The organism is Nocardiopsis sp. ATB16-24, assembly GCF_030271535.1.
Classification (GTDB): Bacteria; Actinomycetota; Actinomycetes; order Streptosporangiales; family Streptosporangiaceae; genus Nocardiopsis.
Genome location: NZ_JASCXJ010000013.1, coordinates 47,962 through 74,930, shown reverse-complemented (window position 1 = coordinate 74,930; position 26,969 = coordinate 47,962). Strand labels below are relative to the sequence as shown.

At 68.6% G+C, this 26,969-nt stretch carries 22 protein-coding genes; 14 read left to right on the top strand and 8 right to left on the bottom strand.

Translation table 11 applies throughout. The features are described from left to right. Positions 1 to 15: 15 nt before the first annotated feature. From PFX91_RS15330 to PFX91_RS15320, 3 genes are all read left to right on the top strand, one after another. Positions 16 to 693, top strand: a complete 678-nt coding sequence (locus tag PFX91_RS15330; protein WP_285732425.1) for a hypothetical protein — start codon at positions 16 to 18, stop codon at positions 691 to 693. Positions 694 to 788: 95 nt separating this feature from the next. After that, positions 789 to 1,880 carry a C40 family peptidase gene (locus tag PFX91_RS15325; RefSeq protein ID WP_285732566.1) on the top strand — a complete coding sequence of 364 codons (1,092 nt, stop codon included), beginning with the start codon at positions 789 to 791 and terminating at the stop codon, positions 1,878 to 1,880. Further along, entirely contained in the window at positions 1,873 to 2,631 is a 759-nt protein-coding gene (locus PFX91_RS15320) for a hypothetical protein (RefSeq protein ID WP_285732423.1), read from the top strand. Before PFX91_RS15325 ends, PFX91_RS15320 begins: the two co-directional genes overlap by 8 nt. 51 nt (positions 2,632 to 2,682) lie before the next feature. On the opposite strand, the gene PFX91_RS15315 is transcribed toward PFX91_RS15320, so the two are convergent. Further along, positions 2,683 to 3,234: a thymidine kinase gene (locus tag PFX91_RS15315; protein WP_285732421.1), complete on the bottom strand. Its 552-nt coding sequence runs from the start codon at positions 3,232 to 3,234 to the stop codon at positions 2,683 to 2,685. Between the two features lie 332 nt (positions 3,235 to 3,566). Between PFX91_RS15315 and PFX91_RS15310 the strand changes: the two genes are divergently transcribed. Both PFX91_RS15310 and PFX91_RS15305 read left to right on the top strand, forming a co-directional pair. Continuing rightward, the gene (locus tag PFX91_RS15310) at positions 3,567 to 4,448 is read left to right on the top strand and encodes an ion transporter (protein ID WP_285732419.1); all 882 of its coding nucleotides are present in this window, start codon (positions 3,567 to 3,569) and stop codon (positions 4,446 to 4,448) included. Between the two features lie 60 nt (positions 4,449 to 4,508). Beyond that, the gene (locus PFX91_RS15305) at positions 4,509 to 4,922 is read left to right on the top strand and encodes a hypothetical protein (protein WP_285732417.1); all 414 of its coding nucleotides are present in this window, start codon (positions 4,509 to 4,511) and stop codon (positions 4,920 to 4,922) included. Between the two features lie 489 nt (positions 4,923 to 5,411). On the opposite strand, the gene PFX91_RS15300 is transcribed toward PFX91_RS15305, so the two are convergent. Further along, positions 5,412 to 6,233: an alpha/beta fold hydrolase gene (locus PFX91_RS15300; protein ID WP_285732414.1), complete on the bottom strand. Its 822-nt coding sequence runs from the start codon at positions 6,231 to 6,233 to the stop codon at positions 5,412 to 5,414. 207 nt (positions 6,234 to 6,440) lie between these two features. Between PFX91_RS15300 and PFX91_RS15295 the strand changes: the two genes are divergently transcribed. Then, the gene (locus PFX91_RS15295; protein WP_285732412.1) at positions 6,441 to 6,671 is read left to right on the top strand and encodes a hypothetical protein; all 231 of its coding nucleotides are present in this window, start codon (positions 6,441 to 6,443) and stop codon (positions 6,669 to 6,671) included. Between the two features lie 192 nt (positions 6,672 to 6,863). Here the strand turns inward: PFX91_RS15295 and PFX91_RS15290 are convergent, their stop codons facing one another. The 4 genes from PFX91_RS15290 to PFX91_RS15275 all read right to left on the bottom strand — a co-directional run bounded on the left by PFX91_RS15290 (position 6,864) and on the right by PFX91_RS15275 (position 12,414). Next, complete coding sequence (locus tag PFX91_RS15290) at positions 6,864 to 8,279, bottom strand: DUF6177 family protein (RefSeq protein ID WP_285732410.1); 1,416 nt, start codon at positions 8,277 to 8,279, stop codon at positions 6,864 to 6,866. A gap of 255 nt (positions 8,280 to 8,534) precedes the next feature. Then, entirely contained in the window at positions 8,535 to 9,989 is a 1,455-nt protein-coding gene (locus tag PFX91_RS15285; RefSeq protein ID WP_285732408.1) for a phytoene desaturase family protein, read from the bottom strand. Between the two features lie 103 nt (positions 9,990 to 10,092). Then, positions 10,093 to 11,049, bottom strand: coding sequence for a hypothetical protein (locus tag PFX91_RS15280; RefSeq protein ID WP_285732406.1), 957 nt, complete (start codon positions 11,047 to 11,049; stop codon positions 10,093 to 10,095). 189 nt (positions 11,050 to 11,238) lie between these two features. Beyond that, positions 11,239 to 12,414, bottom strand: a complete 1,176-nt coding sequence (locus PFX91_RS15275) for a DUF695 domain-containing protein (protein WP_285732404.1) — start codon at positions 12,412 to 12,414, stop codon at positions 11,239 to 11,241. Between the two features lie 136 nt (positions 12,415 to 12,550). Here PFX91_RS15275 and mnmA point away from each other — a divergent pair, with 136 nt between their 5' ends. From mnmA to gatA, 7 genes are all read left to right on the top strand, one after another. After that, on the top strand, positions 12,551 to 13,639 hold the full coding sequence (gene mnmA / locus PFX91_RS15270; protein WP_285732402.1) for a tRNA 2-thiouridine(34) synthase MnmA: 1,089 nt from the start codon (positions 12,551 to 12,553) through the stop codon (positions 13,637 to 13,639). 125 nt (positions 13,640 to 13,764) lie between these two features. Then, positions 13,765 to 14,322 carry a DedA family protein gene (locus PFX91_RS15265; protein ID WP_285732400.1) on the top strand — a complete coding sequence of 186 codons (558 nt, stop codon included), beginning with the start codon at positions 13,765 to 13,767 and terminating at the stop codon, positions 14,320 to 14,322. Positions 14,323 to 14,358: 36 nt separating this feature from the next. Continuing rightward, positions 14,359 to 15,399 carry a methionine synthase gene (locus PFX91_RS15260; protein WP_285732399.1) on the top strand — a complete coding sequence of 347 codons (1,041 nt, stop codon included), beginning with the start codon at positions 14,359 to 14,361 and terminating at the stop codon, positions 15,397 to 15,399. A gap of 91 nt (positions 15,400 to 15,490) precedes the next feature. Then, complete coding sequence (ligA, locus tag PFX91_RS15255) at positions 15,491 to 17,707, top strand: NAD-dependent DNA ligase LigA (protein ID WP_285732397.1); 2,217 nt, start codon at positions 15,491 to 15,493, stop codon at positions 17,705 to 17,707. Positions 17,708 to 18,097: 390 nt separating this feature from the next. Continuing rightward, positions 18,098 to 20,212, top strand: a complete 2,115-nt coding sequence (locus PFX91_RS15250; RefSeq protein WP_285732395.1) for a putative bifunctional diguanylate cyclase/phosphodiesterase — start codon at positions 18,098 to 18,100, stop codon at positions 20,210 to 20,212. A 110-nt stretch (positions 20,213 to 20,322) separates the two neighbouring features. Further along, positions 20,323 to 20,622, top strand: a complete 300-nt coding sequence (gene gatC, locus PFX91_RS15245) for an Asp-tRNA(Asn)/Glu-tRNA(Gln) amidotransferase subunit GatC (protein ID WP_285732393.1) — start codon at positions 20,323 to 20,325, stop codon at positions 20,620 to 20,622. A 2-nt stretch (positions 20,623 to 20,624) separates the two neighbouring features. Then, positions 20,625 to 22,124, top strand: a complete 1,500-nt coding sequence (gene gatA, locus PFX91_RS15240; RefSeq protein WP_285732391.1) for an Asp-tRNA(Asn)/Glu-tRNA(Gln) amidotransferase subunit GatA — start codon at positions 20,625 to 20,627, stop codon at positions 22,122 to 22,124. Between the two features lie 157 nt (positions 22,125 to 22,281). On the opposite strand, the gene PFX91_RS15235 is transcribed toward gatA, so the two are convergent. After that, positions 22,282 to 23,502, bottom strand: coding sequence for a thioester domain-containing protein (locus PFX91_RS15235; RefSeq protein WP_285732390.1), 1,221 nt, complete (start codon positions 23,500 to 23,502; stop codon positions 22,282 to 22,284). A 398-nt stretch (positions 23,503 to 23,900) separates the two neighbouring features. Further along, on the bottom strand, positions 23,901 to 25,061 hold the full coding sequence (locus PFX91_RS15230; RefSeq protein ID WP_285732388.1) for a thioester domain-containing protein: 1,161 nt from the start codon (positions 25,059 to 25,061) through the stop codon (positions 23,901 to 23,903). 294 nt (positions 25,062 to 25,355) lie between these two features. On the opposite strand from PFX91_RS15230, the gene gatB reads away from it, so the two are divergent. Then, complete coding sequence (gene gatB / locus PFX91_RS15225) at positions 25,356 to 26,852, top strand: Asp-tRNA(Asn)/Glu-tRNA(Gln) amidotransferase subunit GatB (protein WP_285732564.1); 1,497 nt, start codon at positions 25,356 to 25,358, stop codon at positions 26,850 to 26,852. Positions 26,853 to 26,969: the final 117 nt, after the last annotated feature.

Below are 26,969 nucleotides of genomic sequence, written 5' to 3'. Positions count from 1 at the left end.
CAAAGGCCCCGACCGATGCCCAACCCTCTCCCCGAACGCGCCCAACGGGCGGTCTTCATCGGACTGATCTTCGTGCTGGTCGCGTTCGGGCTGTACCTGAGTTTCGGAGGGTTCGGCGGCGGAACGGAAGCGGACGACCTCGACGCCGCTTCTCAGGAGACCTCGCAGGACCAGCAGGCGGAAACGGAGGACTCCGGAGGTCCAAGCGCACTGTCGACGGTCGAACCGAGCCCGATCCCGACGACCGCTGACGAGGACGTCGACGTTCTCGACTGGTTCCCCTTCTCCGAGGAAGAGTTGCAGGACGCCGGGGTGACGGCGCGTGCCTTCGCCGAGGCCTACGGAACCATCGACTACACCGAATCCCCTGAGACCTACTACGCCTCGATGGAGGCCCTCGCCACCACCGAGTTCGCGGCGGTGCTGTCCGAGACGAGCAGGGTCGGTGCCTTCTGGGCCGAGATGTCGGAAGCCGAAGCCGTGGCCGAAGGGCGCGCCGAGGTCGACTCGGTGCGCACCTTCGGAAGCGACTCGATCACCTTCGTCGTGACCGCGCAGTCCATCACCGAAACCGGGAACGCGGAGTTCGACGAGGAACTCGGAGAGTTCGCCATCACCGTCGTGCGTGGTGGTGGTTCCTGGAGGGTCTTCGACTTCCAGCCCGCCGATGCCGGACAGTTCGGGGAGGAGTAGCTCCGTTGATCTCCCGCTTCGTCCCCACCTCTTCTTCCGACCGGGGCGCGGCCGGCCTCTGGGTCGGTGCGGCCGTCACCATCGCGGTCTCGCTGATGGTCATGGCCGCGTTGTTCATCGTCCCGTTGATCACCAACACCACTCAGCAGATCGGGTCTCTGGTCGCCAACGGACTGGTCTGCTCCCCCAACGCGGACGCAGAACAGCCGGACGCGAGCGGCTACGCGATGGACTCCATCCCGGAGAACTACCTGGAGTTGTACATCGAGGCGGGGGAGGACAGGGGAGTGCCCTGGAACATCCTGGCCGGTATCGGTCAGGTGGAATCCCATCACGGGCGCTGGGACGGGCCGGGGATCACCGAAGGTCACAACGACTGGGGTGCGGCCGGGCCGATGCAGTTCGGCGCTCTGGACGGCTCCGCGGCGGGGAACAGTTGGGGTGGCGAACCGATTCAGGCAGTGGAGGAACGGCCGGAGAACGGGTACGGGGTCGACGGTAACGGCGATGGGATCGTCAATGTCTACGACCCGGCCGACGCGATTCCCGCCGCCGCCGACTATCTTCTCGCCCATGGCCTGGAGGACGACGTTCGGCAGGCGATCTTCGGTTACAACCACGCCTGGTGGTACGTGGACGACGTCCTGGAGTGGGCGGAGCAGTACGCGGAGGGGGACTTCGACACCTCGGGTTCCATCCGGACCGCTGTCCTGTGTCAGCTCGACGCCGAGGGCGCACCGATCGGACGGGCTCCTGACGAACTCACCCAGGCTGTGGTCGATTGGGCTCTGGCCCAGCGTGGAAAGCCGTACATCTGGGGCGGGACCGGCCCTGACGGTTTCGACTGTTCAGGCCTGACGCACAAGGCCTACGAGAGCATCGGTGTCGCCATTCCGAGAATTTCCCAGGACCAGTGGAACTTCGGTCCTGAGATCCCTATGGGAGAAGAACAACCCGGTGACCTGGTGTTCTTCGATGTGACCCGGGCCGGAGAACCCCCAGGGCCTGGGCATATGGCGATGGTGATCGGTGACGGGCTGATGGTCGAGGCCTGGTGCACCAACTGTGGACCGATCGCGGTGCGCGAGTACGATGACCCCAATCGGGCGAACATCGTCGGTTTCACCCGCCCGCTTGAGCATCCGGACGTGAAGGCCCAGTTGGAGGCGCAGGACAGCCGTGGCTGAGGAGAAGGCACCACCCAGGAAGCAGGGGCTGCACGGGTGGAAGGCCGCCGCAGCGGTCTTCGGTTGCGGGACGTTGGCAGCCTTTGGGACCTTCGGAATCGTTGTCGTAATCCTAGGAAGTTTTCTGTCTACTCTTTCTTCAGGTTTCAGTGATTCCGGGAATGATGAGGTCGGCTCTGTAGCGGGAGCAGCGCAGACAACATCTCCGCGAGATGAGTTTGTTTCTGATAAATTTGATCTCTGTGAGATTTCTCTTCCTGCGATATCCGGTGTAAATCTTTTACTTCATGATAAAGGTGAAGGTCCTGTAGATACTTCCATCGAAGGAGGCGAGCCAAGTCAGGAAAACTTGGTTCGCTCCGACGAATGTTCCGGTGTTCTCCATCCTGACGCCTCTACTAGTGCACCCTGGGAGTTTCGCTTTTCTTACCGGGCGATCATTTTTTCTCCAAAGGGTGATCGAGACGAAATTTCTCAGGATGACTTGGAGAAGTGGAGGGAAGGTGCTGAATCTTACTTAGGCAGTTCTCAGGAAAGTGGGGATCTTGATTTTTTGGATCAGGCTTACTTCTTCTACTCCGCTGGTGCGGATGGAGGGGCGGATTATGTGGTGGTGACTAGAAAAAGAAGTGCTGTTCTTGAGTTCTCGATGAGTTCAAGAGATGGCAACTCCCCGGCTCATTTCAGGAATGAATTAGTGAAATTTGAAAACCATCTTGATTTGGCCTTGCAGAATATGATTCCTAGCTAAATAGGAATGGGCCTATTTTCATTATAGGCCAAGGGTTTTCTTTCTGATTTTTCAGGCCACCCCGGCCATGAAGTGATGGCGACACAGCGTCGCGTACGACTCGTTCCCTCCGATGTGCACCTGCTCCCCCTCGTAGACCATGACTCCATCCACCACCCGGGCGTTGTGCGTGGCCCTGCCGCCGCACCAGCAACGGGCGGACACCGGGAGCACCTCGATCTTGTCGGCCAGTTCCACCAGGCGCTGTGAGCCAGGGAAGAGCTTGCCCTGGAAGTCGGTCAGGATCCCGTAGCAGTACACATCGATCTTCATCCCGTCCACCACGCCCGCGAGCTGGCCCACCTGCTTGGCCGACAGGAACTGGGCCTCGTCGCAGATGGCGTAGGGGGCCTTACGGGCGGCTATGTCGTCGTACAGGTCCAGTCCGTCGGTGATCTCGACAGCCGGTGCCTTCAACCCCAGACGGGACGAGATGATCCCCTCGCCCGCGCGGTCCTGTCGGGTGTAGAGGACGCCCTCCCCGCCACGTGAGTGATGCTCCTGTAGGGCCATGGTGCTCTTGCCCGAGTTCATCGCCCCGGTGAAGTACTTCAGCTCCGCCATGTCTCTTCCTACGTCGGGGGTCGGGGGTGGTGGGGATCAGGGGCACTGGCGTTGGTGCTGTCGACGGTTCGGGCATCCCGAAGCGCCGGTCTTCCCGCTGTGGCCAGCAGCGAACATACCAGCGGCCGACACGCCTTCCGTACCCCTGGACCGGCACGCCGACCGGCACACGAGGCCCACCCTTCGCGGATCTTCTCCAGGCGCGCGTGGGAGAGTGGACGTGTTCGACGTCGGGCGGATGCGCCTGGAAGCAGAGAAGTCCGCTCCGATATATTCGGTTGCTTCATGCCCGAATCGGAGGTGGGATAGCGCTTGCGGAGGAGGAAGTGGAATTGAGGCGTGACCAGGTCACACAAGTGGTCGAGAGCCGATGGTTCTCCAACACGATGTTCCTCGTGATCCTGGCCAACGCCGTGATTTTGGGTTGGGCTACTTACGGAGGTTCCGCCCTTCCGTATTTGCTTATCGCCGAACGCGTCGTCATCGGGATCTTCGTCATCGAGATGACCCTCAAGCTCTACGCCTGGCGATGGAGCTTCTTTCGGGAGTCGTGGAACTGGTTCGACCTCTTCGTGGTCGCCATATCCCTCATCCCTGCCGTCGGGCCCTTCGCGGTTCTGCGCATCCTGCGGGTGCTCAGGATCTTCCGTGTGATCACCGCGATACCGCAGATGCGCCAGATCATCACGGCCCTGTTCAAAGCGGTGCCGGGGATGGGCACGGTGATCGGGCTGCTCCTGGTGGTCATCTACGCCTCCGCGATCATCGCCCAACAGCTGTTCGGCGAGGACGTGCCGGAGTTCTTCGGCAACCTGGGAACGTCCCTGTACACGATGTTCCTGCTGATGACCACGGAGAACTGGCCGGACGTCTCGGACGCGGTACTGGAGCACCACCCGTTGGGCTGGACGTTCTTCGTGCTGTACATCGTGCTGACGGCCTTCATCATGCTGAACCTGGTCATCGGCGTGATCGTGACCGCGTTGGAGCAGGAGGTCAGCGCCAGTCGCTGGGCCGAGGACCAAGAGCTCGAAGAGGTCCAGCACCAGGCGGTCATGAGGAGGTTGGCGGAGCTGGGACAGCAGGTCGAGCGTCTGGACGCGCTGCTCCGGGAGCGTGACTCCGCCGAGCCGAGCAAGCCGGTCGAGTCGGCCGATTCCGTCGAGCAGGGGAGTGAGAACGCCTTGCAGACGTGCTCCTGTTCCCCCGAGTAGGGGAGAGGCCCAGCGAAGCACCCGGGCGCCCGAAGACGGGTTTCGGGAGGGTCATGCGTTATGCGCATCGGGTGCCGGGGGTGGTGGAACGGGACGAAGGGCTACGGCCTTCGACTCCGAGCGGCGTCGAGGGCCCGCCTTTTCCCGGTGATCTTGCTCCGGGTGACACTCCCGGGCACCCCCAGTGACGCTGGGAGCAAGATCATGGAGGAAGGGGGCGGACCGAGAAGGCTCACCGGCCTGCCGTTCGACACAGAAGCGTCACGGAGGAGAGTCGGCGACCTCGACGCGCTCCCGTTCCTGGGCGCTGTGGCCGCTCCCCTGGAAATGGAGACTCACGTCCGCTCGCTCTCTATGAGCGCTCGGAACCTGGCGATGAACTGTACGAAAACGACCAGTGAGAGCGCAGCGCTCATCGGCCCGGTCCGCCCGCCCGTCGCCCTCCACCCCTCAAAGGGATGGCCTGTTCTCTGATCCCCGGGGAACCCCTCCCCGCCCTACGGGCGCACTGTCGCCCCGGGAGTCAGGTCCCCGGCACTTCTCCAGGCCACCCCGGTTGCCCAGCTCATGGACAACGGTCCTCATCATAGAAAGGAGTCGTTCACCCCGAGAGGAGAATGGAGAAGAAGGGAGTGAGTTTTCGGCCGCCTTCGTTCCGCCTCTCACATGTCCAGGGCCTTCAGCGATAGAAGGAGACGAACCAGGCCGCTTTCTCAGGGGCTTACGGCGATGTGCCGTTGTTGACAGGCCGATGACGTGGTCCGGCTCCTGGAGCCAGGGGTGTGAGGTCCTTCGCCATGGTTCGCCCGAGATCTACAGAAAAGGACCAGGGGCACCTTCGGTGAGCCTGTGCCGTTGGGTTCCTCCTCCTCAAAGCCTGTGGGGACCTTCGCCGTCCTGTCCGCGTTCCCCACCACGTTCGAGGGGATCTCGGAGACCGCACAGGACTCTCCTCGGACGGGCTCAACCTTGGAGGAACTCCGTCAGGGCGGCGGTCAGCTGTGCGGGCGCGTCCAGTTGGACGAGATGGCCCGCGCCCTCGATCGGCCTCGAACTCGCGCCGGGGATCATCGAGGCGAGCGTGCGGGTCCGCTCAGGCGGAATCCAGGTGTCCTCCTGGCCCCAGCACACCAGGACGGGCAGGTCGAGGTCCGCGTACAGCCCCTGGATCTGGTCCGTGTGCGCCTGGTCGGCCTGCTCGATCTGTCGGTAGAAGGCTGGCTGTCCCCGTTCGTCCGACCACGGCCGAACGAGGTGGTCCAACTGGTCCGCGCGCAGCCCCGTGGCGCTGGCGGAGGTGACGTATTCGCTCACCAGGGCGCGATGCAAGGACGGGGGCAACCGCTCGAAGACCTCGGTGTGCTCGCCCACCAACCGGAAGAAGGGAGAGCCCCACGGCCTCAGGGCCACAGGGGAGACCAGGGCCAGACGCGAGTACGCGGCCCCGTGGAGCAGATGGGCGCGCAGTGCCACGGCACCACCGAAGTCGTGCCCGACGACCTGGGGCGCTTCCAGCCCCCAGTGGTCCAGCAGCTCGTGGAAGACCCGTCCCTGCGCGGCGAGGGACACCTCCTGGCCCGCGCGCATCTCCGAGGAGCCGTAGCCGGGCATGTCCCAGAGGTACACCCGGTGGCGGAAGGAGAGCGCGGTGGCGATGTCCCGCCACACGTAGGAGGAGAACGGGGTTCCGTGGAGAAGGACCACGGACGGTCCTGTCCCCACGCTCGCCCAGCGGACACGGCCCTGGCTCGAATCGAACACCTCGGTCGGGCCTTGAACGGCCATGCGTCCCCCTTCGTCGTCCGCGCGACGGCTCCAACGGTGGACCCCCTGGTCTGCGAGGGGTCGTTCTCCCGTGGTCCGTCCTCCTGAAACCGGAGGCGGTCAAGGGACGGTAATCGCTCACGGTCATTGTACGTCGCGGTGTGTATGACCTGACCGCTTCGGGCAGTGGGATGCCGGTAGGGAAAGCACACCACGAAGGAGGTCGCCATGGCCGAGGAGCCGAAGAGCCCGCTCAAGGACAAGAACTACAACCTGATCTGGGCCATTCACCAGTCGCTGGAGAACGTATGGCGCCTGGAGGGCTACATCAAGGACGCCGAGAGCCAGAACGACGAGGAACTCGCGCGCTGGTTCCGTCGCATCCAGGAGAACAACCAGAAGGCCGGCGACCAGGGTAAGAAGATGCTCGCCGAGCGCCTCAAGCAGGAGAACGGCTGAGCCGCCCCCCGGTCTGGTTCTGTCCTGATGCGAGGGTGCTCCCGGCGGTGATCGGGAGCACCCTCGTGTGCGCTCGGGTCCTTTCCGTTCCCCGTGGCGCTTCCCTGTCGAGCGCCGACAGCGCCACCAAGAGCAAGAAGTGTCGCGGACACGGTCCACGCCCTCTCGCGTCGGGGACGGGCCGGGGGTCCGTCACCCTCGGGAGACCGCCGCCAAGTGGGCCGTCTGCGCCTGTGCCAACGCCAACGCCCGCATGGGCGCGGACGCGTCCTCCAGGACCGGGTACCAGGCCGCCCGCGTGACGCCCTCGCCGATCAGCGTGCCCTTGATCGGCCCCGCCTGGGCCGAACCGGTGCCGATCCGACGCAGGCGCTCCGGGCCGATCGCGAGCCCGACCGGAACGGCGGGCCCCGTCCACACCGGCATGGAGGTGGTGTCGCCGGGTCCTGCGAGGCGACGTATGCGCAGACCCTCCAGAAGGCCCTCCTGGGAGAGCGCCGCCACCAGAGTCGGGAACACGTCGAAGGGAAGGGTGTCCCCCTTCTCGAAGCCGACCACCACCGAGGCCCGTTCCAGGACCCGATTCCCGCGCCAGGACAGGCGGATCTGGCCGGAGAAGGGGTGTCCCTGGTCGCGCGGCCCGGTCAGGTACAGGATCCACGGTTGGGGCTTGCGCTGATGGGCGAAGCCCGCCAGGTGTTCCCGGTCCCAGCGCCGGAGCGCGGGCTCGTGCGGGCCCCAGGCCGACGGCGCCGCCTTGGCCAGCTGTTCGGTGACGATCTCCACCGCACGGCCCAGGAGCGGGGTGGAGGGGGCGTGGTGCAGCACCGACACGTCCACCGTCAGGTGTGTCCCCGCGGTCTGGCCGAAGTCGACCAGGAACCCCGGGACGGGCTCGATGTCCGGTCGCTCGGCGACCCGGTTCGGCCCGGTGGGCTCCTTGCCGGGAAGGAAACCGTAGGTGCCGTCCCATCGCATGGCCAGTCCGGTGAGGCCGTCGAAGTATCCGCCGTCCTCACCGCGTACCACCCAGCGCCCCAGCGGCCCCGCGAGGAAGGTCCGCATCCCGTAGGTCAGCCGTGAGGTGGAGGGGGTGAGCACCTGTAGCATCTTCTCCCCCGCGTGCGTGGACACGGCGTCGCTGAGCCAGGAGGAGAAGGGGACGACCCGCCGGTCCTGGGCGACCAGCAGCGCCCGGGTCGCGGTGCGCTCGACGGCCGGGTGCTCCGCCTCCCGCCACAGGCCGAAGTCGGCCTCGCCGGAGGTCCACACCGCGCCTCCGAGGCGCAGCGCGAGCCCGTTCGCGAAGCGGTGCGCCACCTCGCGGCCTCGCGCATCGGGGCGGGCGCGCGTCTCCACCCACCAGAACACCTCCGGCAGGCCCGCCACGACCTCGGGTCCCAACAGGTGGACGATTCCGTCGGAGCACTCCACCAGCCGTCCGGGTTCGAGGATGGCCAGTGTCCGCCCCTCCCGGTCACAGATCCGCGGGACACTGGTGTCGGCGTGCTGGTGCAGCCGTAGCTCGGGGTCGATCTCCTGCAAGGCGTCGATGATCGCCGGCTCGTCGGGCGTGCCCGCGACCAGGGCCACAACGTCGTAGCTCAACGGTTCTCCGTACCGAGAATGGAGGGCGGGGAAGAGGTGATCGGTGCCTTCCGGCGCAGACCGGAATGGTCACCGTTCGTGGGTCAGCATAGGCAGAACGTCACCAAACGTCTGGTTGCGCCTCTACCCCGGGAGAGTCTTCGCAAGCATTCCACGAAAGGGCGATCCGAAGGACGGGACGGCCCGGGCGCGCTCCCTTCCCCGACCACAGGGGGAAGCACACCCCTGGTGCCCGTCTCCATGGAGCGCGGGCGTCTACCTTCGGGGGGACAGGTCGGGCGGAACGCGTACACCGTGGTCGTGCCGCAGCGCGGACAACGCGGCCAGGTGACCCGACATCCCGTGCACTCCCGGCCCCGGCGGGGTGGAGGCCGAGCACAGGTACACACCCCGTAGCGGTGTGCGGTAGGGGTCGATCCGCGAGGTGGGCCGTAGGACGGCCTGGCGGGGGGACATGGCCCCGGCCGCGATGTCCCCGCCGACGTAGTTGGGGTTGTACTCCTCCAGACGTGCGGCCGAGATGCCCCGGGCGTCGATGACGGTGTCCGTGAAACCGGGGGCGTAGGTCTCGACGCGGCGCCGGATCATGTCCACCGGGTCTCGGTCGTCGCCGTGGGGCACGTGGGCGTAGGCCCACACCGGGCGTTTGCCCGGCAGGGCCCTGCCGGGGTCGGCGACGGCGGGGTCCACCAGCAGGACGAACGGCTCCTCCACCCCGCGTCCGCGCGCCGTCTCGGTCTCGGCGTGGAACATCTCCCGCTGGGTGCCGCCGAGGTGCACCGTGCCCGCCCGCCCCACCTCCGGGGCGGCCCAGGGGACGGGATCACTGACGAGGAAGTCCACCTTGGCCACCCCCGGTCCGTAACGGAAGCGCCGCAGCGCCCTGGCGTAGCGCGGAGGAAGCCGGTCGCCCGCGATACCGAGGAGGCCCTTGGGGGAGACGTCCAGGAGCACCGTGCGGGCCGGGGGGAGGTCGGCGAGGTCCTGGACCTCGTGGCCGGTGTGGAGGACGCCGCCGTGCGCGGCGATGTCCGCGACGAGCGCCTCGGCGATGGAGGCGCTGCCCCCCTTGGGCAGGGGCCAACCGGTGGTGGTGTGGGCGAGGTGACCGAGGAGGAGGGCGACGGCGGCGCCCGGCAGGGAGGGCAGGGGACCCAGCACGTGTCCGGCGACCCCCGCCAGGAGCGCCCTGGCCGCTTCGGTGGTGAACGGGCCCGACCCCAGTCCGTGCGCCAGTGCGCGCCGACCCAACAGCAGGGCCGCGGCCGGGTCCGGGGGCAGGGACCTCTGTCCTGAGAGCATCAGGTCGACCACGCCACGGCTGCGGGCGACGAGCGGGGCCATGAGATGGCGCCAGCGCTCCGCGTCACGTCCCAGTCCCGCGCACGTGTCGTTCAGGTCGGAGTGGGCCAGGGCCGCACGCCCTCCGGGAAGCGGATGGGCGTAGGGCACGGGGGGAGGGAGCAGCTCCACGCCTCGGCTCGGGAGATCGAACTCCCGGAAGAAGCGCGAGACCGCGGCCATGGGGTGGACCGCCGCGCACACGTCGTGCACGACCTGCGAGTCGAAGAGGGACACGGTGCGCAGCCCCCCGCCGATCTCGTCGCGTCGTTCGTGGAGTTCGACCCGAAGGCCCGCCCGCGCGAGCGTCACCGCGGCGGCGAGCCCGTTCGGTCCCGTTCCGACGACCACGGCGTCGATACTTCCCATCGGTGTTTCCTCCGCGCTCGATCGGGGCGGCCGTGCTCCCGTGGTCGTCTTCGGCGCCGAAAACGACCACAGGAGCACGGTCGGCACAGGTCAGAACCTTCACCTACCCGGTCACGGAGGAGATGAGGGTGCCGCGTTCGCCGGGGTGTTCCGAACGCAGCGACCGGGAGAGCTCCACCAGGTCGGTGGCCGTGCCCGGCCGGGGGAGCAGACTCGCCACGGTGCCGTCGTCGAGGTGGATCCGCAGCTCGCTGGGGTGGCCTTCGGCGTGGTGCACCAGCACCACGCCGTCGAGGTCGCGGCACCACACACCGGGGAAGTCGCACTCGGCGTGGACGCCCGGATCCACCGAACGCTCCTGGCTCCAGGTCAGCACGTACAGCGATGCCCGGCCGGAGCCGTGGTAGGTCAGACGCAGTCCGTCGTTGACCTCGTGCACCTGTGCCAGGGACCACTCGGGGTGGTCCAGGACCGCGATGGTCCGGTCGAACGACATGATCAGCGCGCGTGAGCGCTCGTCGGTCGCGTCCTCCCGCCTCAGGTCGGACACGCCGGGCAGCGCGGCCAGGAGCGCGGTGACCACCACCACGGCCGGCAGCGTCCCCGGTCGCCACCGGACGGAGAACCTTTGGACCAGTACGGACGCGCCCATGCCCAGCGTGCTGATCACCCCCGTCAGGAAGGCGACGTTGACGGCCGTCCCCCAGGGAAGGGGCGTGGCGTGCGGTGCCAGGACCACCGAGACCAGCGGGGTGACCATGGCGGTGGCCGTGACCAGGGCCGCCGAGGCGAGGGGATGACTCACCCCGGCCCTCGCCGACCACTGGAAGGCCGACCAGGACATCAGCAGCACGACACCGGCGACCACGGGCGCGAGAAGCAGGACCCCGAGGCCCGCACCGCTCATCATCAGCGCGTGGGCGGCGTCCCAGATCCCGAGGGGGAACAGGGACATCAACGGGGCTCCCAGAAGGCACAGGGCCAGGATCGCGCCGACCGCGGCGCCCCGAGGCCTGCCCGTAGGAGCCCGTGACAGCACGCCCTCCATCAGACCCATCATCCTCCTGGTGGAAATGCCAGGTTACGCCTGTTGTGATTTGGGTGCCAGGTGTGCAACAGGGGATTCCCACTTGACCCTTGGGCCCCCTGAGGGGACACAAGGGCGGAGGATCGGTCATGGCATGGTCAAGGTCGGCCCCCGGCCGCGCCGGCAGGGGAGTGGTGTCCCCCCTGCCCGAGACGGGGGCCTCTACTCGCCCAACTGACGGCGGAACGGCCTACGGGCGGCGTCGAACTGGGACCAGGAGGGGTCGAGCCGACTGCGCAGCCTGATCTCCCCCTCGGGCCACTCCGTCAGCACGGCCTCGAACTCCGGCAGGACTCCCGAGTCGGGGTCCAGGTAGTAGCGGTAGTCCCTCCTGCCGCCCACGGTCTGACGCATGAACAGCGTGCCGTTGTCCCCGAGGACATCGGTGATCCGTGTCTCCAGGTCCTCCAGGGCCGAGGCGGACTCGTCGGTGGGCGACCTGTCCTCGTCCATGTGCGCGTAGGGCACGATGACATGCACGAAAAGGGTGAACGCCGGGAAGTCGCGCCGGGTCACCGGGTGGCGCAGGAGGACCTCCATGGTGCCCTGGAGGGGGACACGGCCCTGGAGGGTCACCCATCCGCCGACACCACCGAGCATGTCGGCCATCTGGCGCACCACGGCGGGCATCGAGGTGGGCGGCAGGGGGTCCAGCGGCGGCTCGTTCAGCGCGGCGGTCCTTCCGATCCACCTGACCGCGTCGTCCTCTCCCAAGGCCAGCAGGGTGACGTGCTCGGCCAGGCGTCGGCGAGTCTCCTCGGACAGGAACATGTTGTCGGGGTGGTACACGCCCACGTCGATCCTGCCCGTGGCGTGGTCGACCCGTATGGACACCGACGCGTGCGACAGGTCGAGTTCGTGGTCGTCCCACCGCAGGGTGGAGGACAGGCTGCCGTGGTCGGCCGGGCGCACCGGCTGGAACACCCACTGGTCGTCGTCGGGGGCCGAACGGGCCCAGCGCTCGGACTGGACACGCGCCTCCTCCGACGTGCCGGGGCGCAGGGTCAGGGCGTGGGCGGGACCCCCGGTGAGGCGAGAGGGGTCGTCCAGCGCCGCGAGCTGCTCCAGGAGCTTGTTGGGGTCCACGTCCACCGACAGGTCGAGGTCCTCGATGCCGCCGGTGGGTTCGGGGGCCGGGCCCACCTCCCATCCCATGTCGGGATGGATCGCCTGGACCAGGGCGGTGACCCTCTCGGAGACCTCGGTGGGAGCGGGCCGGTCCGACTCGACCGCTTCGGCCAGGGCCTCGCGTACGGAGGGCCAGGCGTCCCAGAACTCGGCGGCGGCGGTGGTGGAGTCGGTGGAGTCGGTGGAGCGACGACGACGGAACAGAGCCATGCCCTGATTTTCGCAGAACCGGACGACCACCCTCGCCTTCCTGCGCCGGGGCGGGTCTTCGGTTCCCGACCCGGTGTGTCCCCGGTCCGCGACCGCGTGGCGATGACCCCGTGGGGGCGCATACGCTGGACGCACTATGACTTTGCGTGTACTGGCCGCCATGTCGGGCGGGGTCGATTCCGCGGTCGCCGCGGCCCGTGTGGCCGAGGCCGGCCACGACGTCACCGGTGTCCACCTGGCCCTGTCCAAGAACCCACAGTCCTACCGTACGGGTGCGCGGGGATGCTGCACCGTGGAGGACTCCCACGACGCCCGCCGGGCCGCCGACGTCATCGGCATCCCCTTCTACGTGTGGGACATGTCGGAGGAGTTCGACCGCGAGGTCGTGCAGGACTTCGTCGCCGAGTACGAATCGGGGAACACCCCCAACCCGTGCCTGCGCTGCAACGAGAAGATCAAGTTCGAGGCCGTGCTGGACCGGGCCCTGGCCCTGGGCTTCGACGCCGTGGCCACCGGGCACCACGTCCGCAAGGTCGACGGTCGCCTGGTGCGCAGCGTGGACGAGGCCAAGGACCAGTCCTACGTGCTGGGCGTGCTCACCAGGCAGCAGTTGGAGCACGCGATCTTCCCCCTGGGCGACTGCACCAAGGAGGAGGTGCGCGCGGAGGCGGAGCGGCGCGGTCTGTCGGTGGCCGACAAGCCCGACAGTCACGACATCTGCTTCATCGCCGACGGTGACACCAGAGGTTTCCTCAACCGGCGTCTGGGCGAGAGGCCGGGACCGATCCGGGACGAGGAGGGCAACGTGGTGGGCACGCACAGTGGTGCGCACGCCTTCACCGTGGGCCAGCGCAAGGGGCTGGGCCTGGGCGGTTCGCCCCACCCCCGGTACGTGCTGTCCATCGAGCCGGTCGACAACACCGTCACGGTGGGACCGCGCGCCTCGCTGCGGGTGGAGGCCATGACCGGGACGCGTCCGGTCTGGAGCGGTTCCGAGCCGCTCACCCAACCGACCGACTGCCACGTGCAACTGCGCGCACACGGACAGGTGCATCCCGCCCGCGTGTGGCAGCGCGAGGGGCAGGACGGTCCCGAGCTGGTGGTGGAGCTGACCGAGCCCGCCACGGGGGTGGCCACCGGACAGGCGGTGGTGGTCTACGACGGTGACACGGTGCTGGGTTCGGCCACGATCTCCACGACGTCCAGGGTGACCTCACCCGCGTGAAAAGCGGCGACATACGCCGGTTTCTCTCCCGAAGGTGTGATTTCCCATCCCATCGGAGCTCCGCGACCCCTTGTGAAGTTAGGTAAGGCATAGCATAGTTGCGGGGCGAGGTGAGGGAGCCGCCCATGCCGGAGTTCGGTTTTCTCGATGGCCAGCCGTTCTGGGTCGTCTATTTCACGCTGCTCGGTGTGATCCTGTGCCGCGCGCAGGCCACGTACTGGATCGGGCGCGGTCTGGGGGCCGGGGTCGGGCGCAGCCGTCTGGGTACCAGACTCGGCCCCAAACTGGACAGGGCCCGGGAGCGCATCGACCGCTACGGGGCTCCGGTGGTCACCCTGAGCTTTTGCACCGTCGGCGTGCAGACCGCGATCAACCTGGCCGCGGGGGCCATGCGCATGCGCTTCCCCCGCTACCTGGCCGCGATGTTCGTCGGATCGCTGATCTGGGCGGGCCTGTGGGGCGTGGTCATCGGCGGCATGGTGGGCACCTGGTTGACCCTCTACCTGAGTTCGCCGTGGGCGGCGCTCGCGGTGGCCGTCGTCGCCGCGGTGATCGTGGCCCTGCTGGTGCTGCGCTCCCGACGCGACGGCGCCCTGTCCCGAGGCGAGGACGAGGGGAGCGAGGACGACGGTGGGGACGGTGGAGACTCCTCCACCCACCACGCCGGAGCGGCTCGCCGGTAACGCCACGGGAGCCGCATTGCCCTAACCTTGGGCGATGTGAGCCAACAGCACTCCTACCCCTGGCCCGACTCCTCCTCCACCGGGGTCGGTTCCTGGCCCGGCGAGGACCCCGACGAGGCGACGCGCACCGTTCTCGGCGAACTCCCCGATCTGCCGCACCTGCCCGAACTGCCCGCGCGCGGCGCCGGAGCCGACATGATCGGCCGCACCGGCGCCCTTCTGCCGGAGTTCCCCATCGAGGTCCGGCCCAGCGGCTGGCGGGTCGCCGACGGTCCCGGGCGCGACCTGCGCCGCGCGGCCGGCTTCCTGTCCCGCGACCTCGACACCCTCGCCGAGCACGCGCACGGCTTCACCGGAACCCTCAAGGTGCAGGTGGCCGGTCCGTGGACGTTGGGGGCGTCCCTGGAGTTGCGCAACGGCCAACGGTTGGTCTCCGACCCCGGCGCCTACCGGGACCTGGCCGAGGCCCACCTGGAAGGGGTGCTCGCCCACCTGGTCGAGGTCCGCAAGCGCGTTCCCGGGGCCGGGCTCCTGGTCCAGGTCGACGAGCCCTCCCTGCCCTCGGTGCTGCTCGGCTCCCTGCCCACCGCCAGCGGTTACGGTCGCCTTCCCGCCGTCGACCGCGTCCACGTGGAGGCGGCCCTGCGCGTCCTCTTCACCGCGATCGCCGACACCGGAGCGGTGCCGGCCGCGCACTGTTGTGCCTCCGAGGTCCCCATCGACCTGTTGCGGCGCAGTGGCGCGCGGGTACTGAGCGTCAACGCCCTGCTGCTGACGCGCGACCACGACGAGATGATCGGCACCGCCGTGGAGGACGGCGTGGGGCTGATGCTCGGCGTGGTCCCCTCCATCGACGGCACCCCCGCCCAGACCGCCCGAATGTCCGACCCGGCCGCTACCGTCGATCCTGTTCGCGAGTTGTGGAACCGGCTGGGGTTCTCCCCCGACCTGCTCTCCCGCGCGGTGGTCACCACACCCACGTGCGGGCTCGCGGGCGCCTCGCCCCGGTACGCACGGGCGGCTCTGGAACTCTCCCGTGCCGGTGCCAGGGTGTTGCGGGACGAGCCCCGCAGATAGGGGACGGCCCACGGGCAGGGGCGGTCCCCGTCGCACAGGCGTCCGGGGCCCGCCTCCGCAGCAGGCGAGCACGAGAGCAGAAAGGTAGCCATTGAGCGCGCCCGACACCACCACCGACGTCCCCGACGAGGTACGCGCCAGGCACACGGAACTGTGCCAGGAGCTGGACGACCACAGCTACCGGTACTACCTGGGCAATCCCGTCGTCTCCGACGCCGAGTACGACGCCCTCATGGCGGAGCTGCGCGGTATCGAGGAGTCCTACCCCGTCCTGGTCACCCAGGATTCGCCCACCCAGAAGGTCGGCGCGCCCATCAGCGTGGACTTCGCGGCCGTCGAACACCTGGTGCGGATGGAGAGCCTGGGCAACGCCTTCGACATGGAGGAGCTCACCACCTGGGCGGACCGTGCCAACGCCGAGGTGCCCGTCACCGGTTACCTGTGCGAGCTCAAGATCGACGGCCTGGCCGTGGACCTGGTGTACGAGCGGGGCCGCCTGGTGCGCGCCGCCACCCGTGGTGACGGCCGCGTCGGCGAGGACATCACCCTCAACGTCCGCACCATCTCCGTCGTGCCCGAACGGTTGGACGAGAGCGTACGGCCCGCCCCCGAACTGCTGGAGGTGCGCGGCGAGGTCTTCCTGCCGGTGGAGGACTTCGGCAGACTCAACGAACGCATCACCGCCTCAGGACATCCCCCCTTCGCCAATCCGCGTAACGCCGCCGCCGGATCGCTGCGTCAGAAGGACCCCCGGGTCACCGCCACCCGGCCGTTGTCGATGATCATGCACGGTGTCGGCGCCTATGTCCCTGCCGGAGGAGCCCAGGGCGGCGAGGACGTGGCGTTCACCAGCCAGTCGCAGGCCTACCGGCTGTTGGGGGAGTGGGGGTTGCCGCTCAGCGACCGCTACAAGGTCGTGAAGACCATGGACGAGGTCCGCGACTACGTCGCCCACTACGCGGCCAACCGTCACGAGCCTCCCTACGAGATCGACGGCATCGTGGTCAAGGTCGACGACTTCGCCCTCCAGCGGCGCCTGGGCTCCACCAGCCGGGCACCGCGTTGGGCGATCGCCTACAAGTACCCTCCCGAGGAGGTCACCACCCGCCTGCTCGACATCAAGGTGGGCGTGGGCCGCACCGGCCGCGTCACGCCCTACGGAGTGATGGAGCCGGTGGTCGTGGCGGGCTCCGAGGTCGAGTTCGCCACCCTGCACAACGCCCGCGAGGTGGAGCGCAAGGGTGTGCTCATCGGTGACACGGTCGTGCTGCGCAAGGCGGGCGACGTCATCCCCGAGATCGTCGCCCCGGTGGTCGAGCGTCGCGACGGCAGCGAGCGCGCCTTCGTCATGCCCGAACTGTGCCCCGAGTGCGGTACCGCACTCGGGCAGCAGAAGGAGGGCGACGTCGACCTGCGCTGCCCCAACGCCCGATCCTGCCCCGGCCAGCTGCGGGAACGTCTGTTCTTCATCGCCAGCCGCAGGGCGCTGGACATCGAGGCGCTGGGGTACGTGGCCGCCACCGCGCTCACCCAGCCGTTGGAGCCGGCCCGACCGCCGCTGCGTGACGAGGGCGACCTGTTCGACCTGACGGTCGACAAGCTGCTGCCCATCCGCACCTACGTGCTCGATCCCGACACCAGCGAGCCCAAGACCGACCCCAAGACCGGCGAGCCCAAGGTGGTGTCCTTCTTCGCCAACAAGAAGGGCGAGCCCAAGAAGACGGTGGAGAAGCTCTTCGAGCAGTTGGAGGAGGCCAAGTCCAAGCCGCTGTGGCGGGTGTTGGTGGCGTTGTCCATTCGACACGTGGGACCGCGCGCGGCCGAGGATCTGTCCCGCCATTTCCGTTCGCTGGAAGCCATCCGTGAGGCCGATGAGGAGGAGCTGGCCGCGGTGGACGGTATCGGTCCGACCATCGCCGCCTCGATCCGCGAGTGGTTCTCCGTGGACTGGCACAACGAGATCGTGCGCAAATGGGCCGAGGCCGGTGTGCGCATGGAGGACGAGGACGACGGCTCGCGGCCACGTCACCTGGAGGGGGTCACGGTGGTGGTGACCGGTTCCCTGGAGGGTCACACCCGCGACGGGGCCAAGGAGGCGATCGCCGAACGCGGTGGCAGGGCCACGTCGTCGGTGTCCAAGAAGACCAGTTTCGTGGTGGTGGGCGACAGCCCCGGCTCCAAGTACGACAAGGCGGTCAAGCTGGGGGTGCCGGTCCTGGACGAGGCCGGTTTCGGCGTGCTGCTGGAGGAGGGGCCCGAGGCGGCCTCCGCCAAGAGGATCAACCCCGTACCGGAGGACGCGGAGTAGGGAGAGGGCGTCGCCGGCGCCGTCGGAACGTGCGGAGGGCACACGTGTTCGTCGGCGCCGGACCCCTGAGGCTCCACATCCGCTCCGCACACCCCTGTACCTCCTGGTCGGCGGTGACATGGCCCGGTCGGTGGAAGCCTCTCGTTCGGTGGTGGGTGAGGGGCCGAAAACCCCTTCCTCCGCGTGGCACGTCATCCGAAACGGATCCGTGTCCATGGCGGGGCCGGGTACCTTTTTGGTGATCTCTTCCACCGCGCACCTCCCCTGCTGGTTAACTGTTAGTCCCTGACGTGCGACATTTGGTAACGAAAGCGCGTAAGATGGACAACGACAGCCTGTGATGTGGACGCGCCCGAAAACCGGGATTCGGTCATGAAGGGTGGCGGGGTCATGGAAACTTCCAGAAACAGCGATGGCGGCGTCGCCGGTTCCACGGTCTCCTCACGGGGTCCCGGCGCGAAGGACCCGATCGACACACGGGACATCGGTCCCCGCCGGGGAACTCCGTTGTGGCTGTACATGATGGGTGCGACGCTCGCGGGGGCGGGAGTGCTCGTCGGTTCCGCTCTCGGCCTGACCATGGACGAACTACGCGCGCTCGCCGTCGAACCGCTCACCTGGGTACTGCTGTGCATGATCGTCCTGGGGGAGCTGCGGACCATCCCCCTCCCGGGGCAACCACCGGGCAGTGGGGCGCCCACGTCCCTGCCCTTCTCCTTCGCGCTCGTCATCCTGCACGGGTTGCCCGTGGCGGCCCTGGTCCAGGCCGTGGCCATCGCCGTCGCCGGGTTCGCACGCGGTCACGCGACCCACCGCACCGCGTTCAACGTCGCCCAGTACACCCTCGCCCTCGGTGTGGCCGACGCACTCCTACGTCTGACGTCGCCCGGGCTGCTCCAACAGACATGGCTTCCCGCCGTGGGGGAGTTGCTCTCCATCGCCCTGGCGGGAGCCGGGTACTTCGTGACCAACCGCGTACTGGTCCTGTGCGCGGTGGCCATGCACGAGCGGGTGACCCTCAAACAGGCCATGTCCAAGGGGATGCTCCGCCAGGCCCGCCTCCACGCCGTCCTGCTCAGCCTCGCCCCGCTCGTGGTGGTGGCCGGCAACCACTCGGTGCTGTTCGTTCCGCTCTTCGCGTTGCCGCTCAGCGCGCTCCACACGAGTGCGCTGTTGTCGGTCAAGCGTGATCACCAGGCCAACCACGACGAGCTCACCTCCCTGGCCAACCGCAAACTCCTCACGGTCCGCGCCCGCCAGGAGATCGACCGTGCCCGGCAACGTGGCGGAGGGGTCGGCCTGCTCCTGCTGGACCTGGACCGGTTCAAGGAGGTCAACGACACCCTGGGGCACCACACGGGCGACCGCCTCCTTCAGACCGTCGCCCGCCGGCTCACGTACAGCGTCCGCCCCGGAGACCTCGTGGCCCGGCTCGGCGGCGACGAGTTCGCCGTCCTGCTGCCCCGGGTCAGTGACACCGAGTCCGCCCGCGAGGTCGCCTTCCGACTGCGCGGGGCCCTGTCCGAACCCGTCCGCCTGGACGGCATGGACTTCGATCTACAGGCCAGCATCGGCATCGCGCTCTTCCCCGGCGACGCGTCCGACTTCGCGCACCTGATGCAGAGGGCGGACGTGGCCATGTACGTGGCCAAGGCCGACCGTACCGGTGTGGAGGTCTACGACCCCGGCAAGGACCGCAACTCCACGGCCAGGCTGAGCCTGTACTCAGAGCTGCGCCGCGGCCTGACGGAAGGCGCCCTGGAGATGCACTACCAGCCCAAGGTCGGCCTGACGGACGAAAGGCCCCTGGGGTGGGAGGCCCTCGCCCGCTGGCGCCATCCCGACCGGGGGCTGCTCACCCCCGACGAGTTCATGCCGGTCGTGGAGCAGTCCAACCTGCTGAAGTCCTTCACCGCCGAGGTACTGGACATCACGCTGGCCCAGATCGCCCGATGGCGGAGGCAGGGCATGGAGTTGCCCGTCGCCGTGAACCTGGGCGTGCGCGAGCTCCTGGACCCCGAGCTGCCCGGTATCGTCGCCGCCGCACTGCGCGAGTACGGGGTCGCGCCCGGACAGCTCGTCCTGGAGATCGGTGAGGACGCCTTGATCGCCGACACCGCGTCCGCCACCGAGGCCATCCACGCACTCCACCGCCTGGGCGTGGGACTGACCCTGGACGACTTCGGCACCGGCCATTTCACCCTCGCCCAGCTCGCCGGGCTGCCGCTGGACGAGGTCAAGATCCACGAGAGTTTCACCGCACGCCTGGTCGACCGTTCCGACAACGGCCACACCGTGGTCCGGGCGGCCATCGCCCTGGTCAAGGCGCTGGGCATGCGCGCCACCGCGGAGGGGGTGCAGGACGCCGAACTCGCCCGCGCCGCGTGTGACACCGGTTGCCACGCCGCACAGGGGCGCTACTTCACACCGCCGTTGACCGCGGACGAGGCCGCGGACTGGTTCACCGCCTACGAGGGCGGAACGGTGGCGAACACACGGGTGTGACGCGGCCTCCGGGGTCCGGAGCCGGCCCCGGACCGGGGGCGCCCCGGCACCGGTAGCGGCGTCCTAAGATGAACGGGACAGTCCTTCCGCCGAAGAAACGGTTCTCATCCATGACCGCCATCACCCGCGATGAGGTCGCACACCTCGCCCGGTTGTCGCGGCTGGCGCTCGACGAGAGCGAGCTCGACACGCTCGCCGCCCAGCTCGGTGACATCCTCACCGCCGTGGCCAAGGTGCAGGAGGTCGCCAAGGGCGACATTCCGCCCAGCTCGCACGCCCTGCCGCTGACCAACGTCTACCGCCCCGACGAGGTCGGGCCCGGCCTCACCCACGAACAGGCCATGGCCGCTGCCCCGGCGGTGGAGGATCAGCGTTTCCGGGTCCCGCGGATCCTGGGAGAGGATGAGTAGTGGTGAGCGACATCGTCGGCATGACCGCCGCCCGGCTCGGCGAGGCCATCCGGGAGGGACAGGTCTCCGCGGAGGAGACCGCCACCGCCTACCTGGACCGGATCGAGGCCGTGGACGGCCGGATCGGCGCCTACCTGCACGTGGACCGCGAGACCGTCCTGGAGCAGGCCCGCGCGGTGGACGCCCGCCGCGCCGCCGGTGAGGAGCTGGGTCCGCTGGCCGGGGTGCCGGTCGCCCACAAGGACGTGTTCACCACCAAGGACATGCCCACCACCTCGGCCTCCAGGATCCTGGAGGGCTGGCGTCCGCCCTACGACGCCACCGTCACCGCGCGCCTGCGCGAGGCGGGCCTGGTCATCCTGGGCAAGACCAACATGGACGAGTTCGCCATGGGATCCTCCACGGAGAACTCCGCCTACAAGGTCACCCGCAACCCCTGGGACACCGACCGCGTGCCGGGTGGTTCCTCCGGAGGCTCCTCCGCGGCCGTGGCCGCGTTCGAGGCGCCCCTGGCCACCGGTACCGACACCGGCGGTTCGATCCGTCAGCCCGCAGCGGTGTGCGGTCTGGTCGGGGCCAAGCCCACCTACGGTGGTTCCTCCCGCTACGGGGTCATCGCCTTCGCCTCCTCCCTGGACACCCCGGGTCCGTTCGCGCGCAACGTCCTCGACGCGGCCCTGCTGCACGAGGCCTTCTCCGGGCACGACCCGCGTGACTCCACCTCCATCGACGCGCCGGTCCCGCAGGTCGTGGAGGCCGCCCGCCGTGGCGACGTCGAGGGTCTTCGCGTGGGCGTGGTCAAGGAACTGGACGGCGACGGTTTCCAGGCGGGTGTGCGTCAGCGCTTCCACGAGACCCTGGAGCTGCTGGAGTCCCTGGGCGCCAAGGTCGTCGAACTGTCCTGTCCGAGTTTCGACGCCGCCCTGTCGGCGTACTACCTCATCGCGCCCAGCGAGTGCTCGTCCAACCTGGCCCGCTTCGACGCCATGCGCTACGGCCTGCGGGTGGGCGACGACGGCACGCGCAGTGCCGAGGAGGTCATGTCGCTGACCAGGGCCCAGGGCTTCGGTCCCGAGGTCAAGCGCCGCATCATGTTGGGCACCTACGCCCTGTCCAGCGGTTACTACGACGCCTACTACGGCAGCGCCCAGCAGGTGCGCACGCTGATCAAGCGCGACTTCGACGCCGCCTTCGAGAACGTGGACGTGCTGGTCTCGCCGACCACACCGACCACGGCCTTCTCCATCGGCGAGCGCGCCGACGACCCCATGGCCATGTACCTGGCCGACCTGTGCACCATTCCGTCCAACATGGCCGGAAACGCCTCGCTGTCGGTGCCGTGCGGCCTGGCTCCCGAGGACGGCCTTCCCGTCGGCTTCCAGATCATGGCCCCGGCCCTGGCCGACGACCGCACCTACCGGGTCGCGGCGGCGGTCGAGAGCGCGTTGACCGAGCGTGACGGCGACCTGCTCTCCCGCAACCCCTACGCGGTGACCGGGTAAGAGGCCGGAACCGGTTCCGAGCGCCCGTCGTCCCTTTCCGGGACGGCGGGCGCTCGTTCTTCACGACCCCGAGAGGAAAAGGGGGAGGGCCCGTCCCCGCGGTCTCCCACGGGAACGGGCCCTCAGGCACCACCGCCATGAGGCGGTCGGAAGGGGATCAGCCCTCCACGTCCTCGGTGTTGGCGGCCTTGCGCTTGCGGCTGAAGTAGATCGCGCCGCCACCAGCGCCCAGAGCGGCCACACCGGCGGCCACCAGGCCGGCCAGAGCGCCACCGGTCACCGGCAGGGTCGGCTCCTTCTTGTCGTCCGCGGGCGGGGTCGGCTTGTCGCCGGGCTCCTGGGGCTCCTGCGGCTCCTCGGGCTCGCTCGGCTCCGGGGACTCCGGCTCCTCCGGCTCGGGGGTCTCCTCGGGCTCGCTCGGCTCCTCCGGGACCTCGGGCTCGCCCTCGGTCCAGGTGGCGGAGGCGGACGCGGAGACGCTGGTCTGTCCGCCCTCGGCGGTGACCAGGGTCTGGGTCGGCTTCTTGCTCTCACCCTTGAAGAGGCGGCCCACCTCGACGGTGGCCGTGGTCTCCAGGGAGAAGGCGGCCTCGCCCGGCTCGGCGTCGGCCGGAACCGAGAAGCCGACCTTGTCGCCGTTGCCGACCTCCGTGACCGGCTCGCCGGTCTCCAGGTCGACGAGCTCGACGCCCTCGGGGGCGGTCAGGTCGACCGGGATGGAGGCCGCGCTCGTCTCGATGACGAACTCGCCGATGGTCTCGCCGGCCTTGCCGGAGGCCTCACCCGGGGTGATCTTCAGGGAGGCCTCGGGCTCCGCGGTCTGGGGCAGGTCCTCGGCGTTGGAGGTGAGGTACTCGTACAGGGCCTTGACGTTGGGCTGGTTACGAGCGTCCAGGTCCACACCGTTGCTGAAGTGCCAGATCGCGGCCTGGGTGGCGCCCAGGGCCTCGTCCTTGGTGAGGCGGTTGATGCCCGCGGCGGCGGCCAGGTCCTCGGCGCTCACGGCCGGGTAACCGTTCTGGAGGATCCAGTGGACCTTGGCGGGCTCGGCGAAGTCGCCCTTGCCCGGGTAGTTGGCCCAGTCGTCCTCCAGGTACCACGCGTTCGAGCGAATGCTCGTCTCGAAGTCGATGCAGTACATCTTCAGGACCGCACCGTCTTCGAGTTCCATGTTGAAGAGGGTGGTCCCGATGGTGCTGCCGCCCATGGAGACCCGAACGCCGGTCTCGGCGTTGCCGACGTACTGACCGCGAGCGGAGCTGTCAGAGGTCTCCACGTCGGCGGCCGCGGGGGCGGCGAGGCCGAAGGCCAGGAACGCGGCGGCGGTGGCCGCGAGGCCCGCGCGCCCGGCGGTACGGGGGAGAGAGGATTTACTCAAATCGTGTCCCGGTGTGTTCTAGGAGTAACCGGATAGGGGTATCCGCCCAAGGGGCAGTGAGAAACCGGTAGGACGGATGCGGTGGCTACGGCTCGGCGGCCTGGCGAGAGGCCACCTCGTGCGTTCACCCGGGGGTTCACCATGTCGGACTCGGGAGATGTGCGCCGCGTGGGGTGGGCGCGATCTTTCCGGGTGGGCTTGCTGTGACGCGGGAGCTCGCCGCACTCGGCCGTAGGGGTGCCAACGCGTGCTCGATACTAGCGATCCTTCTGCCCGGTTCCAAGCCGGTTCGCAAAAATGTGACCGAATACGGGCAGGAAAAAAAGAGAAGCAAGAGAAACCATATTATGGCCGAAAGTCAGGCAACCAGATGCGGCTTCGCGCGTCCTTGGTTCCGCTCAGTCACGCCGTTTCCGCCCCAGGACCAGGATGATCAGGCCGGATACGACCAGGGCCCCCGCGATGACCAGAAGTCCCGACAGCCAGGTACCGGTGTTGGCCAGATCCTCTTCCTGGATTCGGTCATCCGCTTCTGGGGATACCTCCGCTTCCGAGGCGTCCGTGCGCACGACCTCCTCGGGCGAGGGCTCCTCGTCCTTCGCCGGCCCCGGAGAGGGAGGCTCCTCGGGGACGGCTTCGGGCCGCCAGGTGAACGTCGCGGTGTCCACACTCGTGGCCGAGCCCGCCTCCGCCGTCACCAACGGCTGGGTGCGCACACCGTCCCGTCCGGTGAACAGACGCCCCTGGGGCAACGGCACCGACTGACCGCGCACGTGCAGGGTCACCACCCCCGCGGGTACCGAGGGGTCCACCCTGAGGAAGACCTCCTCGCCGTCGCGTACCTGGGTCACCTGTTCCCCCTCCGCGTCGACCAGCCACGACGCCGGAGCGCCCCGGACCGAGGCCTTCACCGGTCCCGCTCCGGAGACGTGCACGGTCAGCGGCCCCAGCGGTTCCTCCGGTGCGGTCGCCTCCACCTGTGACGGGGTGATCTCCAGGGAACGGGAGACGGTGTTGTCGACGGCCGCCGCGCTGCCCTCCACCAGATGGTCGTACAGGGCGAGGACGGCGTCGTCGTTGGCGTCGCGGTCCGGCTCCGCCCCTTCCAGCACGTGCCACAGGGCGGCCTGGGTGCCCGCGATCGCCTGTTGTTCCCGCAGCGGGGGCAGCCCGGTCTCCTCCGCCAGAGGAGACAGGTCGAGCGTCGGATAGGAGTGGGAGACGATCCAGCTCGCCCGATCGGGGGGGTCCGTTTCCCCGAGGGTTTCGGTCCATTGCTCAACGTCCGACCACACTGACTCCACGTAGGCGGCGCGTGGGTGGACCTCCTTGTCGGAGGCCGCGGAGTAGGCCTGCACCGAATCGTGGTCCGCCACGCGCAGACTGAACAGGGCCGTGCCGATCTCCCTGCCGTCGGTGAGGGTGAGGGGCTCGCCCTCGACCGGGTCGCGATCCAACCGGGAGAACCCGTCGGCGCCGGCGGCGGGGACACCGGCCAGGGCACCGACCACGACGACGGCGCAGAGCAGCGTGGCGCACCGACGCAGGATGCCTGACATGCTTGCGCTCCCGGGCGAGGGCGGCGGCCACCGTGGGGACCGACCGGCGGGACATCATCTGGAACGACCAGGTTAACCGCCGGACCCCCCGGAACAGCGGGCATTCCCTGGACAGCGGCCCAATCGTGTACTGGCCGTGATGTGCGGTGACACTTCGGTGTCCCGGGTCCCGGGCGCTCCACCCTCGTACCCTCGGTACTCTGAGCTGGAAGGTATGTCCTCTAAGGAAACGGGTTTTCGGCGATGGCCCACGCGGTAACTCCTAGCCCTGTCACGAACAGCGGTCCCGCACCGGTGGAGTACGAGCAGGCGCTGGCCACATATGAGCCCGTGCTCGGCCTGGAGACCCATATCGAGCTGGGCACCGCTTCCAAGATGTTCTGTTCCTGCCCCACCGCGTTCGGGGCCGCGCCCAACACGCAGGTGTGCCCGGTCTGCCTGGCGCTGCCCGGCTCGCTGCCGGTGGTCAACGAAAAAGCGGTCGAGGGCGCCATCCGTCTGGGGTTGGCGCTGAACTGCTCCGTCGCTCCGTGGGGCCGCTTCGCCCGGAAGAACTACTTCTATCCGGACATGCCGAAGAACTACCAGATCTCCCAGTACGACGAGCCCATCTGTGTCGACGGCCACCTCGACGTCACGGTCGACACCCCCGAGGGGCCGCGCGAGTTCCGCGTGGAGATCGAGCGTGTCCACATGGAGGAGGACACCGGCAAGACCTCCCACGTGGGCGGGGCCACCGGTCGCATCCACGGTGCCGACTACTCCATCGTCGACTACAACCGGGCGGGCATCCCGCTGTTGGAGATCGTCACCAAGCCCATCACCGGTACCGGTGAGCTGGCGCCCCAGGTGGCCCGCGCCTACGCCGCCGAGCTGCGCGACCTGGTACGCGCGCTGGGCATCTCCGACGTGCGCATGGAGGAGGGTTCCATGCGCTGCGACGTCAACGTCTCGATCAACCGTCGTGGCGCCGACGAGTGGGGGACCCGGAGCGAGACCAAGAACGTCAACTCACTGCGTTCGATCGAGCGGGCCGTGCGCTCGGAGATCGAGCGTCAGGCCGGCGTGCTGGAGGCCGGACAGAGGGTCGTGCAGGAGACACGTCACTTCCAGGAGAACACCGGTCGCAGCGTCTCGGGCCGTTCGAAGGAGGAGGCGCAGGACTACCGGTACTTCCCGGACCCGGACCTGGTCCCCGTGGCTCCCTCGCAGGAGTGGGTGGAGCAACTGCGCGCCACCATTCCGGAACTGCCCGCGGCCCAGCGCGCCCGGGTGCGCGCGGAGTGGAACCTCACCGACACCGAACTGCGCGACCTCGTCAACGCCGACGCCATCGGCCTGGTGGAGGCGACCGTGGCCGAGGGCGCCCCCGCGTCCGAGGCCCGCAAACTCTGGATGAACGAACTCTCCCGCCGTGCCACCGAGCAGGAGGTGGAGCTGGGCGATCTGCCCATCACCCCCGCACAGGTCGCCCGGATCATCGCCCTGGTGGAGGAGGGCACGCTCACCAACAAGCTCGCCCGTCAGGTGGTGGAGGGAGTCCTGGCCGGCGAGGGCGAACCGGACGAGGTGGTCGAGGCTCGCGGACTGAAGGTCGTCAGTGACGACGGCGCACTCGGCGCGGCCGTGGACGAGGCGATCGCGGGCAACCCCGATATCGCGGACAAGGTGCGCGGAGGCAAGGTCGCCGCGGCCGGAGCCCTGGTGGGCGCGGTCATGAAGGCGACCAGGGGCCAGGCCGACGCCGGGCGAGCCCGCGAACTGATCCTGGAAAGGCTCGGGGTGGGTTGAGCGCGGGCCCCGTGGGGGGAAGGCGCACCCGACCGCGGGCCCCGTGGGACGCCATCGACCGGAGAACGTACGGTGGTCACCCTGTGTGATCTTTTCGTCGTCATCTCTCGTCCGGTC

Coding starts and splice junctions, on each gene's coding strand:
- PFX91_RS15280 (WP_285732406.1), bottom strand. CDS start 11,049: ATGATGGGTCTGATGGAGGGCGTGCTGTCACGGGCTCCTACGGGCAGG.
- PFX91_RS15295 (WP_285732412.1), top strand. CDS start 6,441: ATGGCCGAGGAGCCGAAGAGCCCGCTCAAGGACAAGAACTACAACCTG.
- PFX91_RS15265 (WP_285732400.1), top strand. CDS start 13,765: ATGCCGGAGTTCGGTTTTCTCGATGGCCAGCCGTTCTGGGTCGTCTAT.
- PFX91_RS15315 (WP_285732421.1), bottom strand. CDS start 3,234: ATGGCGGAGCTGAAGTACTTCACCGGGGCGATGAACTCGGGCAAGAGC.
- PFX91_RS15325 (WP_285732566.1), top strand. CDS start 789: ATGGTCATGGCCGCGTTGTTCATCGTCCCGTTGATCACCAACACCACT.
- PFX91_RS15300 (WP_285732414.1), bottom strand. CDS start 6,233: ATGGCCGTTCAAGGCCCGACCGAGGTGTTCGATTCGAGCCAGGGCCGT.
- PFX91_RS15285 (WP_285732408.1), bottom strand. CDS start 9,989: ATGGGAAGTATCGACGCCGTGGTCGTCGGAACGGGACCGAACGGGCTC.
- mnmA (WP_285732402.1), top strand. CDS start 12,551: ATGACTTTGCGTGTACTGGCCGCCATGTCGGGCGGGGTCGATTCCGCG.
- PFX91_RS15230 (WP_285732388.1), bottom strand. CDS start 25,061: ATGTCAGGCATCCTGCGTCGGTGCGCCACGCTGCTCTGCGCCGTCGTC.
- PFX91_RS15275 (WP_285732404.1), bottom strand. CDS start 12,414: ATGGCTCTGTTCCGTCGTCGTCGCTCCACCGACTCCACCGACTCCACC.
- PFX91_RS15305 (WP_285732417.1), top strand. CDS start 4,509: ATGCGCATCGGGTGCCGGGGGTGGTGGAACGGGACGAAGGGCTACGGC.
- gatC (WP_285732393.1), top strand. CDS start 20,323: ATGACCGCCATCACCCGCGATGAGGTCGCACACCTCGCCCGGTTGTCG.
- PFX91_RS15330 (WP_285732425.1), top strand. CDS start 16: ATGCCCAACCCTCTCCCCGAACGCGCCCAACGGGCGGTCTTCATCGGA.
- PFX91_RS15250 (WP_285732395.1), top strand. CDS start 18,098: ATGGAAACTTCCAGAAACAGCGATGGCGGCGTCGCCGGTTCCACGGTC.